Annotated in this window: 13 protein-coding genes; 8 read left to right on the top strand and 5 right to left on the bottom strand. The window is 65.4% G+C overall.

The annotated features are described in order from the left end of the window. The first annotated feature begins 11 nt into the window (after positions 1-11). Together F600_RS0121670 and F600_RS0121665 are read left to right on the top strand one after the other, a co-directional pair. Positions 12-998, top strand: coding sequence for a thiamine-phosphate kinase (locus F600_RS0121670; RefSeq protein WP_018162759.1), 987 nt, complete (start codon positions 12-14; stop codon positions 996-998). Position 999: 1 nt separating this feature from the next. Then, positions 1000-1674, top strand: a complete 675-nt coding sequence (locus F600_RS0121665; protein ID WP_018162758.1) for a uracil-DNA glycosylase — start codon at positions 1000-1002, stop codon at positions 1672-1674. Positions 1675-1744: 70 nt separating this feature from the next. Here F600_RS0121665 and F600_RS0121660 read toward each other — a convergent pair whose 3' ends face one another. The 3 genes from F600_RS0121660 to F600_RS0121650 all read right to left on the bottom strand — a co-directional run bounded on the left by F600_RS0121660 (position 1745) and on the right by F600_RS0121650 (position 4430). Continuing rightward, positions 1745-2194 carry a GNAT family N-acetyltransferase gene (locus F600_RS0121660; protein WP_018162757.1) on the bottom strand — a complete coding sequence of 150 codons (450 nt, stop codon included), beginning with the start codon at positions 2192-2194 and terminating at the stop codon, positions 1745-1747. Next, positions 2195-2386, bottom strand: a complete 192-nt coding sequence (gene rpmB, locus F600_RS0121655; protein ID WP_018162756.1) for a 50S ribosomal protein L28 — start codon at positions 2384-2386, stop codon at positions 2195-2197. A gap of 106 nt (positions 2387-2492) precedes the next feature. Next, positions 2493-4430: a GMC family oxidoreductase gene (locus F600_RS0121650; RefSeq protein ID WP_018162755.1), complete on the bottom strand. Its 1938-nt coding sequence runs from the start codon at positions 4428-4430 to the stop codon at positions 2493-2495. A 168-nt stretch (positions 4431-4598) separates the two neighbouring features. Here F600_RS0121650 and F600_RS0121645 point away from each other — a divergent pair, with 168 nt between their 5' ends. After that, complete coding sequence (locus F600_RS0121645; protein ID WP_245541599.1) at positions 4599-6149, top strand: DAK2 domain-containing protein; 1551 nt, start codon at positions 4599-4601, stop codon at positions 6147-6149. After that, a complete protein-coding gene (gene recG, locus F600_RS0121640) occupies positions 6146-8395 on the top strand; it encodes an ATP-dependent DNA helicase RecG (RefSeq protein ID WP_018162753.1) in 2250 nt (749 codons plus the stop codon). Before F600_RS0121645 ends, recG begins: the two co-directional genes overlap by 4 nt. Before the next feature lie 112 nt (positions 8396-8507). On the opposite strand, the gene F600_RS0121635 is transcribed toward recG, so the two are convergent. Next, positions 8508-8906 carry a cold-shock protein gene (locus F600_RS0121635; RefSeq protein ID WP_018162752.1) on the bottom strand — a complete coding sequence of 133 codons (399 nt, stop codon included), beginning with the start codon at positions 8904-8906 and terminating at the stop codon, positions 8508-8510. Between the two features lie 148 nt (positions 8907-9054). Between F600_RS0121635 and F600_RS0121630 the strand changes: the two genes are divergently transcribed. Continuing rightward, a complete protein-coding gene (locus tag F600_RS0121630) occupies positions 9055-12459 on the top strand; it encodes a pyruvate carboxylase (RefSeq protein ID WP_018162751.1) in 3405 nt (1134 codons plus the stop codon). A 9-nt stretch (positions 12460-12468) separates the two neighbouring features. Next, positions 12469-13023, top strand: a complete 555-nt coding sequence (gene rsmD / locus F600_RS0121625; protein ID WP_018162750.1) for a 16S rRNA (guanine(966)-N(2))-methyltransferase RsmD — start codon at positions 12469-12471, stop codon at positions 13021-13023. Here rsmD and F600_RS0121620 read toward each other — a convergent pair. After that, entirely contained in the window at positions 13020-13253 is a 234-nt protein-coding gene (locus F600_RS0121620; protein ID WP_018162749.1) for a hypothetical protein, read from the bottom strand. The genes rsmD and F600_RS0121620 overlap by 4 nt on opposite strands. A gap of 107 nt (positions 13254-13360) precedes the next feature. Between F600_RS0121620 and coaD the strand changes: the two genes are divergently transcribed. Continuing rightward, positions 13361-13837, top strand: a complete 477-nt coding sequence (coaD, locus tag F600_RS0121615; RefSeq protein WP_018162748.1) for a pantetheine-phosphate adenylyltransferase — start codon at positions 13361-13363, stop codon at positions 13835-13837. Positions 13838-14147: 310 nt separating this feature from the next. Further along, positions 14148-14855 carry a DivIVA domain-containing protein gene (locus F600_RS0121610; protein WP_018162747.1) on the top strand — a complete coding sequence of 236 codons (708 nt, stop codon included), beginning with the start codon at positions 14148-14150 and terminating at the stop codon, positions 14853-14855. Positions 14856-14879 lie beyond the last annotated feature (24 nt).

The following is a 14879-nucleotide window of genomic DNA, read 5'->3' as shown; positions in this document are numbered from 1 at the left end:
GTGACACTGTATTGCGGTCAGGCGCAACGACCGGACGGGGGACGGACATCACGGAGACGGTTGGCGAACTCGGGGAGTTCGCGCTCATCCGACGCATCACCGCGAACCTGGTTCAACCCGCGGCGACGCTTCTCGGGCCCGGAGATGATGCTGCGGTGCTGGCGGCACCTTCGGGTTCGGTCGTCGTCACCACCGACATGCTCGTCGAGGGTCGGCATTTCCGGTTCGACTGGTCGGACCCCGAACACATCGGCCGTAAGGCGATCGCGCAGAACGGTGCGGACATCGCCGCGATGGGCGCCGAGGTGACGGGGTTCGTCATCGGTCTGGGCTGCCCCTCGACGACTCCGGTGTCGGTGATCGACGGGCTTACCAAGGGAATGGCCGCGGAGGCAGCGCTTACGGGCGGCGGAATCATCGGCGGAGACATGGTCCAGTCGGATCGGGTCGTCATCTCGGTGACGGCGCTCGGTGATCTCGGCGGCCGCGCGCCGGCCACTCGCAGCGGCGCCAAGGCGGGCCAGACCGTCGCGGTGCACGGACGTCTTGGCTGGTCGGCGGCCGGGTTGGCGTTGCTGGATGCCAAGGTGGACGGATTCCGGGGATTCGTTGCCGCACATCAGGCGCCGACGCCCGACTACGCATCCGGACCTGCTGCCGCGAATGCCGGCGCGACCGCGATGATCGACATCAGCGACGGGCTGCTTGCTGACCTAGGGCATGTGGCAGCAGCGTCGGGGGTTGCGGTCGACCTCGATTCGGCCGCATTGGCGGACGCTGCGCTGATTGAACCGGCTGGTGCTCTCGGCCTCGATCCGCTCGCCTGGGTGCTCACCGGCGGCGAGGACCACGCGCTGGTGGCGGTGTTTCCGGATGAGGTAATGCTGCCCGTAGGCTGGCGTCGCATCGGGCGCACCGCCGCGGGCGCCGGCGTCACTGTTGATGGCACACCTTGGGAGGGCTCCCAAGGTTGGCAGAGTTTCGATCCGAAAGGTTGAGATGGCTCGCCCTCTCGAAGAAGTCGTGGAAGCCGGCTGGGCGCAAGCGCTGGCTCCGGTCGCTGAGCAGATCGCCGCAATGGGGGAGTTTCTCCGCGCGGAGAACGCTGCTGGTCGTGGATACCTACCTGCTGGCGCTAACGTGCTGCGCGCCTTCCAGCAGCCGTTCGACCAGGTTCGCGTTCTGATCGTCGGGCAGGACCCCTACCCGACTCCGGGGCATGCCGTCGGCCTGAGTTTCAGTGTCGAGCCGCATGTTCGGCCGCTGCCGCGGAGCCTCGAGAACATCTACAAGGAATACGCGACGGACCTGGGCTTTCCGCCGCCGACCAGCGGTGACCTCACGCCCTGGGCGAAGCAGGGCATCCTCCTGCTGAACCGAGTGCTCACGGTGACTCCGGGCAACGCCGGATCGCACAAGGGCAAGGGCTGGGAAGAGGTCACTGAGCAGGCGATTCACGCTTTGGTTGATCGTCCCGAGCCGCTCGTCGCGATCCTCTGGGGAGCGCAGGCGGCGACGCTGAAGCCGATGTTGCAGGACGTGCCGATCATAGAGTCGCCCCACCCGTCGCCGCTGTCGGCGCATCGCGGGTTCTTCGGATCGCGTCCGTTCAGCCAGGCGAACGAGCTGCTCGAGGAGATCGGCGGCGAGCCGGTCGATTGGCGCCTGCCGTAGCTGCTCAACTTGTCGTCCCACAGCCGAGGCAGCCCCGTATAGGCGATGCCTCCGCCAGGAGACGACGAATTCAGCGGCTCATCCGGATCTCGGTCAGTCCCGTGAACGGTTCGATACGCGAGACGTTGTCGGCGACGAACCCGTGCCGCCGGTAGAAGCGCACCGCGCGGTGATTCTCTTCGAAGACCCACAGTCGAGTTGAGTCGTCGCCTATCGCGGCTTCGATCAATTCATTCGAAAGTCCGGTGCCCCAGTGTGATTGGCGCACGTACAAGGCGTCCAGCTCGGCGTCGGTTGCCGCTGCGAACCCAACGACACCAGACCCGTTGACCGCGGTGTAGATACGCGAAAGACCGGCGGCACGAACCCGTTCCCACTGGTCCGCACGCCGGGCGACGTCGAAAGCATTGAGGACGTGGTCCGCGACCAGTCCCCGATACGACTCACGCCAACAGTCGATGTGACACTGCGCGAGTGCCGCGACGCTGTTGGCGTGAAGTGGTGTGACCGTGACGGTCAATTAACCGCGGACGACCTTGCCGGCCTTGATGCACGAGGTGCACACGTTGGTGCGGCGAGTGGTACCCGGAGCAACCTGAGCACGAACGGTCTGGATGTTCGGGTTCCACCGGCGGTTCGTACGGCGGTGCGAGTGCGAGACCGACTTGCCGAAGCCAGGGCCCTTACCGCACACGTCGCAAACGGCAGCCATGCTGGAACTCCTTGATGATGTGGGACAAAAGTCTTTAGCCATCGACCGGGGGTCGAGGCAACCTGTACAGAGTAGCCGTCGAGTGGCTGCTACTCCAAACCGAGCACTAGGCCAGCGACGCAGCCAATCGCTTCGCATTCATGTAGGCGATCGACTCGATCGAGATCATCGGGTTCACGCCGGAGGCCGTGGGGAAGCACGATCCGTCAGCGACGACGAGATTCGGCACTTCCCACGTGACGCCGTCCGGATTCACGGCCGAGTCGGCGGAGTTGCCGCCCATCCGCGCGGACCCCATGATGTGGAACGACGCCATGAGGCATCGGCCGGGTCCGTAACCGCCGGCATTGCAGGCGGCGATGAAGTCGTCGCGGTTGTCGGTCGCGGGCGCATACGACAGCCCCGACTGGTGTGGGGCGTGAATCCGCTTTGCGCCGGCGGCTTCCATGATCTCCACGGCACCGGCGAATCCCCGCGCGAAGTGAGCGGTGTCTGGTCCGGTCAGGCGGTATTTCACGATGGGTTCGCCGTCGCGTCCGATCTTGACCCTGCCCACTCCCTCATCCCGGACGATCCACGCGACGGCCGACATCGTCCGCAACTTCTGCATTCGGTCGAGATGGCTCTCGCTCCCGCGCCACGGCGTCAGGCTCACCGCTACTCCGGGATTCGCCGGCCCGGTCTCGTAGATGACGCCATATCCCTTGCCGTCGAGGTCGCGGTGCTGTGTCGAGTACCGGGTCTGCATACCGCCGGTCCATGGGCGGACGTCTTCGTCGAACTCGGCTCCGACCAGGCTCACTGGATGCAGCCGGAGGTACTTGCCGACGTTGGGGTTCCGGAGTCCCGAGCGTTTGAGCAGGGCGGGCGTCTGAATTGCGCCGGCGGCCACAACGACAGCGCGCGAATTGACGTTGAGCGTGCTGCCGTTGGAGGTGGTCGCCCTTACGCCTGTGGCTTTGCCGTTCTTCACGACAACCTCGCGCACGTTCGCGCCCACGATCAAGCGGGCGCCGCGATCCGCCGCATCGCTCAGCCACGTCTTGGCCGTCGACTGCTTGGACCCGATTCGGCAGCCGTAACCACAGCGACCGCACTCCTCGTCGAGGTCGCAGGCTTTGACGTTCCGCGGCATCTCGTCGATGTGCCAGCCGAGCTCGCGCAGCCCCTTCTCCATGTATTCGTCGGTGGAGCTGATGCGACCGTTGTTCTGGTTGACGCCCAGACGTGCGCACACCGCGTCGAGCGCGGCGGTGTATTCGTCACCGGCGAACTGTTTTGCGCCCAAAGAAGCCCACTCGGCGCGAACATCGTCGGGTGTGCGGAAAGAGGTCGTGTAGTTGACGACTGTTCCGCCACCCAGACACGAGCCTGCGAGCAAACCGACCTGACCTTCGGCGGTGACGGTAGGTGCACCGGCATACAAACGAGTGAATCCGCTCCACTCGCCGCCGTCGAAGTCGGCATCGTCGTAGTAATCCCCGGCTTCCAACACCACGACGTCGAGCCCGGCCTCCGACAGGACGCCAGCGGCAGTTCCACCGCCTGCACCCGAACCGACGATGACGACGTCGCAATCGAGCGTCGTGTCCGTCGAGACGCGCAGCGGCGACAGCGGTTTGGCCGGTGCTGAGGGAAGCGTCCCCAACGGGCCGGGGTAACCCATCGTTTCCCACAGTGCGGCGGCGTCGGGGGACACGTAGTACGCGAGCGTCGACGCCATCTTGAGTGCCTGGAACAAGGCACGTTTCTGCGGGACGCGGGAATCCGCGTAAGTCAGCAGGAAGCGTTCGCGGTCGGCCTGCGAGAGCGACGAGAACTTCTTGAAGCCAGCGCCGCTGAGCAGCCCGAACGCCTTCGAATCCCAGATCTTCAGCAACGATTCCAGCTGCTTGCGCTCGCCGGCACGCGGATTGCGATCGACGAGCTTGGTGATCAAATCCGGCACGCCCACGGATTCCGCGTTCGGCGCCTGGCCGTCGCCGGCCGCAAAAGTGTTGGAGATGGTGGTGAGGGCATCGAGCTGCTTCTGGTTCAGCTTCATCACGCGTCCCTTGTTCGTCGGTCACTCAGCCAAGACCAGGAAAGTATCCCGCGAACGAGGCGGTCGCGGCGTCCTCCGAGAGGACGAATTCCGGCAGTGGCTCAAGACGCATGGGCATTCGCGGATTCTGGCGCTAATGTGGCCCGCGGGACCGGGTAGGAGGTGGGCGTGCTCGACGCAGCAGTGCTTCGTCAGTGGGGAAGCGCGTGCGTCGCAGGCCTCACCGCACGGTGCGACGAGATCAACAACCTCAATGTCTTCCCGGTCGCCGACTCCGATACCGGGATCAACCTGCTGCTGACGATGCGCGCCGCGGTCGAATCGTCGGCCCGCGTGGGCGGAAAAGCCTCTGGTAGCGAAGTCGCCCGAGCGATGGCCCGGGGTGCACTGCTCGGCGCGCGCGGCAACTCGGGGATCATCTTGTCGCAGGTCATGCGTGCGGTTGCGGAGACGCCCGGGTGGCCGCTCAGTCCGCATGGGCTCGCCACCGCGCTTGGACGCGGCGCTGCGCTCGCCCGGGAGGCGATGAGTACACCGGTCGAAGGCACGATCATCACGATCCTCGCGACCGTTTCCGATGAGATTCTGCAGTTGCCCGAAGACATGCCCCTCGCGGACGCGGCCCGTCACGCTGCGGCCGTCGCCGGCCAGGCGCTCGATCGCACGCCCGAGCAACTCGACGTTCTCGGCGAGGCCGGGGTTGTCGACTCGGGCGGTCGCGGGCTCGTCGTCATCATCGACGCACTCGTTTTCGCGACGACCGGGTCGTGGCCCGAACGCAAGAAGTACAAGGGCGCGGATGACAACTCCTGTCTGCACACCGCTGATGCGACCTACGAGGTCATGTTCGTCGTGACCGGAACGTCCGAAGACGCTGTTGTCGACCTGCGCCGGGATCTCGATCTGCTGGGTGACTCGGTCGCGATCGTCGCCGACGGCGACATCTTCTCGGTGCACGTGCATTGTGCGGATGCCGGCGCCGCGGTCGAGGCCGGGCTTCGTGCCGGAACGCTGAGTTCGGTCCGGATCAACTACCTGGGGGTTTCGGCCACTGCCGAGGCGTCGACGCGCGGAGTGCTTGCCCTGACGCTGGGCGAGGGGACCGCGGCTCTGTTCGAAGGTGCGGGGGCATCCGTCGTTCGGGCCGCGCATCCGGTGACGCCGGAGAGCATCGTGTCGGCGGTTCGCGCCCTTCCGCATCGGGAGGTGCTGCTCCTCGCGAACGGCGTGCTGAACGCCGACGAACTCGCCGTGGTGGGTGCTTCGACCCGTGACTCGCATCGGGAAGTTCTTCTCCTGCCCAGTCTTTCGATGGTTCAGGGGCTCGCCTCGGTCGCCGTCCAGGACTCGCGCCGGGTCATCGCCGACGACGTCTACGCAATGTCCGAAGCGGCGGCATCGACACGGTGGGGCACATTGCGCATCGCGCGCGACCGCGCGCTGACTCTCGCCGGTACGTATGGGCCCGGCAACGCGCTGGGGTACGTCGGAACCGAGGTCGTGATCATCGACGCGGATCTGACCGCTGGCGCGATTCGTCTCGTCAACAAAATCGTCGGCCTCGGCGGCGAACTGCTGACCATCCTGATCGGCGACGACGGGGATTCCGAGCTCATCGAGACGGTGACGTCGTACGTCGCCCGCAACTACCACGGCGTCGAAGTCGAGGTGTACGAAGGCGGACAACCCGCAGAAGTCTTCCAGATCGGATTCGAGTGACGACCCTTTCCGACCGTCTTGAATTTGTCGTTGGCGGCAAGGCTGCGACCGTCCTGGCTGAAGAGTTCGACATCCACACCGTCGAGGACCTTCTTCGCCACTACCCGCATCGGTATGCGACGCAGGCCAAGGAACTGAGCGATACCCCGCCGGCCGAAGGCGATCGAATCACCGCGATGGGCTACATCACGAAGACCGAGCTCAAGCAGATTCGAAACAACCCGCGCCAAAAGCTGCTGCTGGTGACGCTCGATACTGATCAGTACCGCAAACCGGTGCAAGCGACCTTCTTCAACGGGAACAAGGTCAACCACGTGCTCAAAGCTGACATGCGGGTGATGTTCTCGGGCACCGTCAAGTACTTCCGGGAGTCGTGGAGTCTGCAGCACCCGGGATATCTCGTGATGTCCGAGGACGACGACGCCCCGGTCAAGGGTGCCGGCGCCTTGGGCGGTCTGGCGAAGGCCGCAACCGGACCCGGCGGACTCGACAAGGCGATCTTCGATCGAAGCCTCATCCCGATCTACCCGGCGACCGCGAAGTTCGAAAGCTGGGACGTTTTCCGCTGCATCCGCCAGGTGTTCGACCTGCTCGACGATGTTCCGGACCCGTTGTCGCCGGAGATCCGCGCCGAACACGGGCTAATCGAACTCGGGACAGCCTTGCGTCTCATCCACCTGCCCGACCACAAGCACGACGTCGATGCCGCAAAGGACCGACTCCGCTTCGACGAGGCGGCCGCGCTGCAACTGTCGTTGGCCTTGCGTCGACGGGAAGCCCACAGTCGACCGGCGCCCGCGTGTGCGGGCCGGGACGGCGGGCTGCTCGATGCCTTCGACGCACGACTGCCGTTTGAGCTCACCGAGGGACAGCTCGAAGTCGGTGAGGAAATCACCTACGACCTGTCGCAGCGCCACCCCATGAGTCGATTGCTGCAGGGTGAGGTGGGCTCCGGAAAGACGGTGGTGTCGCTCCGGGCGATGCTCCGGGTAATCGACTCCGGATACCAGTGCGCTCTGCTCGCGCCGACGGAAGTGCTTGCGGCGCAGCATGCGCGAACACTCCGTTCGATGCTGGGGGAGCTGGCGACCGCAGGTGAACTCGGTGCCGCCGAGGAGGCGACGTCGATCGCGCTGCTCACCGGATCGATGAGCACCGCCGCCAAGCGCGAAGCGCTGCTGAAGATCGTCACCGGCGACGCCGGCATCGTCGTGGGCACACACGCGCTCATCCAGGACAACGTCGACTTCTTCGACCTCGGGTTCGTAGTCGTCGACGAGCAGCACCGGTTCGGTGTCGAGCAGCGAGATCAGCTGCGGTCGAAGGGGCGGGACGGGGTCAGCCCGCACATGCTCGTCATGACGGCGACGCCGATTCCGCGCACGATCGCGGTCAGCGTCCTCGGTGATCTCGAGACCTCGACGCTGCGCCAACTGCCGGCCGGCCGCAGTCCGATCGTGAGCCGAGTCGTTCCCGCCGAGTCGAAGCCGCAATGGGTCGACCGCGCGTGGCAACGCATCCGCGAGGAGGTCGCCGAGGGGCGGCAGGCCTACGTCGTGTGTTCGCGTATCGGCGACGGTGAGAACGACGAACTCATCGAGCCCAAAGATGATGACGACGACGGAAAGGCGAAGAAGCCGCCGACCGTCGCCGTCGTCGACCTGTTCGAGCAGTTGTCTGCCGGGCCGCTCGCGGGACTCCGCGTCGGGCTTCTCCACGGTCGCCTGCCGGCGGATGAAAAGGACGCCACGATGCGGGCGTTCGGTCGCGGCGAACTCGACGTGCTGGTGTCGACGACGGTCATCGAGGTGGGTGTCGACGTCCCCAACGCCACGACGATGGTCATCATGGACGCCGACCGCTTCGGCATCAGCCAGTTGCATCAGCTGCGCGGCCGCGTGGGCCGAGGCAAGCATGCGGGATTGTGCATCCTCATCACGCTGTCAAAGGGCCCCGCGCTCGAACGGCTCAACAAGGTGGCGGCCACGAACGATGGCTTCCAGCTCGCGACTCTCGACCTCGAAACCCGTCGTGAGGGTGACATTCTGGGTGCCGCGCAATCGGGCACGAAGTCGAACCTGCGCCTGCTGTCGCTCATCGACGATCTCCCCGTGATCCTCGAAGCGCAGAAGTTCGCGCGTGAAGTCGTTGCGGGAGACCCGACGCTCGCGGATCATCCGGGACTGCTCGGGATGGCTCGGGCCGCGGTCAACCACCAGCGGCTCGATTACATCGACAAGAACTAGGGGCTGCGCTACTCCGGGGTGACCATTCTCGTCCAGAGCGGCTTGTACGAAACGCTTGGTTTGTACAAGCCGCCTTGCGCGAGAACGGTCACCCCGGAGGCGTTTCGCAGCCCTACTCGTCTACCCAGCCGTGGTGGATCGCCTCGCGCAGCAACGCCTGACGGACTGCGGCGATCTGCTCTCCGGTCATGGACGGTGCGCTCTCGATCAAGATCTCAGTGACTTCGCTGAGGTAGTCCTGTTCGTCGAGCGTGTCGCACTCACCGGTCGGTTTCGACTTCCCCGGCGCGTACGCGCGTGCGGGGCGGCCTTCGAGGAGTTCGACGTCGACCGCTTTCGCGCCCCGGTCGCTCGATTCCGAACGAAATCGCACGACCGTTCCTGGTCGTGCGACGGACTTTTCGAAGTGCAGGTCGTTCGTATGGACGAACAGGTCGTCGCCGCCCGAGTCCGGACTGATGAATCCGTACCCGCGGTCCGCGTCGAACCGAACGATCTTGCCGGTTTCCACGAATTCAGCCTAACCGCGCGCTGACATTTGCGCCGGTGCAGTTTCTGGGTAAGCACTGTGAAGTTCACGTCGATGACCTGCGGACAGTGAGGGTTCGGACACACCAACCTGCCGGTATCTGTAACAAGAAGCCGGGTAAGTTAGCGGGATGTTCTCAAAAGTCTTGGTCGCCAACCGCGGCGAGATTGCCATCCGCGCCTTCCGCGCAGCCTATGAACTGGGCGCCGGTAGTGTCGCGGTCTTCCCATACGAAGACCGCAATTCCGTGCACCGCCTGAAGGCCGACGAGTCCTATCAGATCGGCGAGAAGGGCCACCCGGTCCGTGCCTATCTGTCGATTGAGGAAATCGTCGCGGTCGCAAAGAAATGCGGCGCGGATGCGGTCTACCCCGGCTACGGCTTTCTGTCCGAGAACCCGGACCTGGCCGCAGCTTGCCGCGAAGCGGGCATCAAGTTCGTCGGCCCGAAGGCCGAGATCCTCGAGCTGACCGGTAACAAGGCCCGCGCGATCGCCGCGGCAAAGGCTGCCGGACTGCCGGTCCTGTCGTCGTCAGAACCGAGTTCGGACGTCAACACGCTGCTCGCCGCTGCGGAGGACATGGAGTTCCCGGTCTTCGTCAAGGCCGTTGCCGGTGGTGGCGGTCGCGGTATGCGCCGAGTGCAGGAAAAGGCGCAGCTGCGTGAATCGATCGAGGCTGCTGCACGCGAGGCGGAGTCTGCTTTCGGTGATCCGACGGTCTTCCTCGAGCAGGCCGTCATCAACCCGCGCCACATCGAGGTGCAGATCCTTGCCGACGAGCAGGGCAACGTCATTCACCTCTTCGAGCGTGACTGTTCGCTGCAGCGCCGCCACCAGAAGGTCATCGAGCTCGCTCCGGCACCGAACCTCGACCCGGCAATCCGGGACCAGATCTGCGCAGACGCCGTCGCGTTCGCAAAGCAGATCGGTTACTCGTGTGCGGGCACCGTCGAGTTCCTGCTCGACGAGCGTGGCAAGCACGTGTTCATCGAGATGAACCCCCGAATCCAGGTCGAGCACACGGTGACCGAAGAGGTCACCGACGTCGACCTCGTGCAGGCACAGATGCGGATCGCCTCGGGTGAGACGCTCGCCGACCTCGGCCTGAGCCAGGACAACATCGTCCTGCGCGGTGCCGCTCTGCAGTGCCGCATCACGACCGAGGACCCGGCGGCCGGCTTCCGTCCCGACACCGGTCGTATCACCGCCTACCGCACGCCGGGTGGCGCGGGCGTTCGTCTCGACGGTGGTACGACGCTCGGCGCCGAGGTCACCGGCTACTTCGACTCGATGCTCGTCAAGCTCACCTGTCGCGGCCGGGATTTCCCCACGGCCGTCTCGCGCGCACGTCGTGCGGTCACCGAGTTCCGTATTCGCGGTCTCGCGACGAACATTCCGTTCCTGCAGGCCGTTCTCGACGACGCCGACTTCCGCGCCGGCCGCGTGACCACGTCGTTCATCGAGCAGCGCCCAGAGTTGCTGACCTTGCACGCGTCGGCGGACCGTGGAACGAAGATCCTCAGCTACCTCGCCGACGTCACGGTCAACAAGCCCCATGGCAACCGCCCGTCGACGGTCTACCCGCACACGAAACTGCCCAAGCTCGACCTCTCGGTCCCGCCGCCGCCCGGATCGCGCCAGCGCCTTCTCGAGCTCGGCCCGGAGGGCTTCGCCCGGGCATTGCGTGAGCAGAAGGCCATCGCGGTCACCGACACGACGTTCCGTGACGCACATCAGTCGCTGCTCGCGACCCGCGTCCGGACGAGCGGTCTGACGATGGTCGCCGGTCACGTCGCGCGCATGACCCCGGAGTTGCTCTCGATCGAGGCCTGGGGTGGTGCGACCTACGACGTCGCACTGCGCTTCCTCCACGAGGACCCGTGGGAGCGTCTCGCGCTGCTGCGTGAAGATGTGCCGAACATCTGCCTCCAGATGTTGCTGCGTGGGCGCAACACAGTCGGCTACACGCCGTATCCGGAGAAGGTCACCCGTGCGTTCGTCCAGGAAGCGACGAACACCGGAATCGACATCTTCCGCATCTTCGACGCACTCAACAACGTTGATCAGATGCGTCCCGCGATCGATGCGGTTCGAGAAGCGGGAACGCCGATCGCCGAGGTGGCGATGAGCTACACCGGCGACCTCATGAACCCGAACGAGGAGCTCTACACCCTCGACTACTACCTCAAGCTCGCCGAGCAGATCGTCGATGCGGGTGCGCACATCCTTGCGATCAAGGACATGGCGGGTCTGCTGAGGGCACCGGCGGCGGTCAAGCTCGTGACCGCGCTGCGCTCGAACTTCGATCTTCCCGTGCACCTGCACACGCACGACACCCCCGGTGGCCAGCTCGCGACGCTGTACGCGGCATGGCAGGCGGGTGTGGACGCGGTCGACGGTGCGTCGGCGCCGATGGCGGGAACCACGTCGCAGCCGCCGCTGTCGGCGATCGTCGCGGCCGCCGCGCACACCGAACGGGATTCGGGCCTCGACCTGCAAAAGGTGTGCGATCTCGAACCGTTCTGGGAGGCGCTGCGCAAGGTCTACGCGCCGTTCGAATCGGGTCTGCCGTCGCCGACCGGTCGCGTGTACAACCACGAGATCCCGGGTGGTCAGCTGTCCAACCTGCGCCAGCAGGCGATCGCCCTCGGGCTCGGCGACCGCTTCGAAGCCGTCGAGGATGCCTACGCCGGTGCTGACCGGATGCTTGGGCGCCTTATCAAGGTGACGCCGTCGTCGAAGGTCGTCGGCGACCTCGCGCTGGCGCTCGTCGGCGCGGGCGTGACGATGGAGGAGTTCGCGGCCAACCCGCAGAAGTACGACCTGCCGGAGTCGGTCATCGGCTTCCTGCGCGGCGAGCTCGGCACCCCGGCCGGTGGCTGGCCCGAGCCGTTCCGCACGAAGGCGCTCGAAGGCCGCAGCAAGCCGAAGCCGGAGACGCCGCTGTCGGCGGAGGACGAAGCCGGTCTCGACGCTGATTCGAAGACGCGTCGCGGGACGCTCAACCGCTTGCTGTTCCCGGGACCGACCAAGGAATTCCTCGCTCATCGTGCGCAGTACGGAGACACGTCGCTGCTGTCGGCGAACCAGTTCTTCTACGGTCTGCGCCGCGGCGAAGAGCACCGCGTTCAGCTCGCCAAGGGTGTCGAGCTGCTCATCGGACTCGAGGCCGTCTCGGAGCCGGACGAGCGCGGTATGCGCACTGTCATGTGCATTCTCAACGGCCAGCTGCGTCCGGTGTCGGTACGCGACCGGTCGATCGCGGCCGAGGTACCGGCTGCGGAGAAGGCCGACCGCAACAACCCGAACCACGTCGCGGCGCCGTTCGCCGGTGTCGTGACGCTGCAGGTCGAGGTCGGGACGAGGGTCCAGTCCGGTGACACCATCGCCACGATCGAGGCCATGAAGATGGAAGCCGCGATTACCGCGCCGCGGGCCGGCACCGTCACGCGTGTCGCGATCGGCAAGGTGCAGCAGGTCGAGGGTGGTGACCTCCTCGTCGTGATCGAGGGCGAAGGCACGTCGGCTGACTAGGCGGCCTGATTGACCAGAATCATTTCCGGCTCGGTCGGAGGTCGTCGGATCAAGGTTCCCGCTACGGGAACCCGACCGACCTCCGACCGCGTCCGCGAAGCGGTGTTCAGTGCCCTTGCGGCACGCGTGGACTTCGACGGACTGCGCGTGCTCGACCTCTACGCGGGATCGGGCGCGCTGGCGTTGGAAGCGCTCTCGCGGGGCGCTGAGTCGGCGGTGCTCGTCGAGTCCGATGCGAAGGCGTCGCGGATCATTCGCGACAACATCGCGCAGCTTGCTATCGGTGGTCAGTTGCGGACTGCGACGGTCGGATCGGTGCTGGCGACGAAATCGGAGCGGCCGTTCGATGTCGTTTTCAGCGACCCGCCGTATGCCGTGTCCGACGCCGCGGTGAGCGCTGATCTGGCCGCGCTACTGGCCAACGGCTGGGTCGAGGATGGCACGTTCATCGTGCTCGAGCGTTCGGCGCGATCGCCGAAGACTTTGTGGCCCAAAGGCATTGATTTGCTGAAGTCGACCGACTATGGAGAGACGCGGGTCGAGCTCGCGGTTGTCGAGGCTTAGGTTTCGATTGCCTTGACGAGCAGATCGTTGATGTCGTCCTGGCTGTCCTCGAACTGCTGAAGCCGCGCGGTGAGTTGATCGATGCGCGTATGGAGCGCCTCGATCTTCTTCAAATCTGCTTCATGCTGCTCTTCGAGTGCGATCACGGCCGACCGTAGCGCGCGGAAGCTGGCACGCTCGGATTCGAGCATGGCGACGCGTGCTTCGACCTCTGCAAAGATTGTGCCCACGGGACAGATGGTAAGGGTGGTGCGGGTCACAATCCGGTATTGGTGACCAGCGGATTTCCCGTGTTCAGGCAATCGATTCGCAACTATGGCCCGATAGACTCCGGCGCATGACAGGCGTTCTCTGCCCGGGGTCGTTCGACCCCGTGACCAACGGCCATATCGACATCTTCACGCGAATGGCGGCGCAGTTCGACCGCGTGATCGTCACGGTGATGGTCAACCCAAGCAAGCAGGGAATGTTCACGATCGATGAGCGCATCGAATTGCTCCGGGAGTCGACCACCCATTTGACGAACGTCGAAGTTGCCGCATGGCAGGGCCTTCTCGTCGACTTCGCGCGCGAGCGCGGCGTGACGGCCATCGTCAAGGGTCTGCGCGGCGGAAGCGACTTCGACTACGAGCTCCAGATGGCTCAGATGAACAACAAGCTGTCCGGCGTCGACACGCTGTTCATCGCGACCAACCCGATCCACAGCTACCTGTCCAGTTCGCTCGTGAAGGAAGTCGCCCGGTTCGGCGGCGACGTGACGGACATGCTTCCGCCGGGCGTGCACGCCCGCCTGATGGAGAAGCTGGGTAGATAGCTGCGCTTCGAGACCCAGGCTCTCATCGCTACTTGTCGCTCAGAGTGGTCGGCAACGAGGGGCGGGACCTGGCGCAGCTCCATCCAAATTGATCTTGGACGCAACGGTTCGCCTGGCGAAACCGCGCGTCCAAAATCGGCGCGTATGCCGGCGGCCGCGGTGGGGCCGGCGGGCCCCTTGGTAACAATTCCTATTTCGAACCGCGGCTTCATCGTGATCTGACACTCGGCAGCAGGCCCCGAGCTGCGCGAATTCCGTTGGCACACTGATCTTCAGACCGAGAGATCAGCATGGGAAGCGGGGGTACGGGATGTACCGGGTATTCGAGGCACTGGACGGACTCGTGGCAATCGTCGAGGAGGCACGGAGCATTCCGGCGACGCGCAGCTGCATCGTGCCGCGGGGCGAGATGCTCGACCTCCTGGACGACATTCGCGAGTCGATCCCGGCTGAGCTCGACGACGCACAGGACGTCCTCGACGACAAGGACGACATCCTGGCGAACGCCGAGACCGAGTCCGACCGCATCCTGCGGGAGGCACGCGAAGAGGCCTCTCGTCTCGTCGCTGAGGCCCAGGCGGAAGCCGACGCGATCGTCGTTTCGGCGCAGGACGACGCCGATGTTCGCGTCAACGAGGCCAACCACGAGTACCAGGCGCTGACCGCTCGTGCGCAGGAAGACTCCGAGCGCATGGTCGACGCCGGCCGCGACGCCTACGACCGTGCGATCGCCGAGGGCGAGGCCGAGCGTGGCCGTCTCGTGTCGCAGACCGAGGTCATGCAGATGGCTCGGGCCGAGGCTGCTCGCATCATCGACGAGGCCAAGGCTGACGCGGCACAGAAGCGCCACGAGTGCGACCAGTACGTCGACTCCAAGCTGAGCGAGTTCGAGGCGCTGCTCGAGGGCACGCTGCGTTCGGTCGGTACCGGCCGCCACAACCTTCGCGTCGGCTACACGGTTCCGGACCACGCGTCCGAACTCGTCGCGCCGCAGGGCCGCGGACGCCGCCGCATCTAGCTGGAATTTTGGAGCTGCCGGGCA

The organism is Smaragdicoccus niigatensis DSM 44881 = NBRC 103563 (assembly GCF_000380645.1).
Classification (GTDB): domain Bacteria; phylum Actinomycetota; class Actinomycetes; order Mycobacteriales; family Mycobacteriaceae; genus Smaragdicoccus; species Smaragdicoccus niigatensis.
This window is presented reverse-complemented; position numbering and strand designations above follow the sequence as displayed.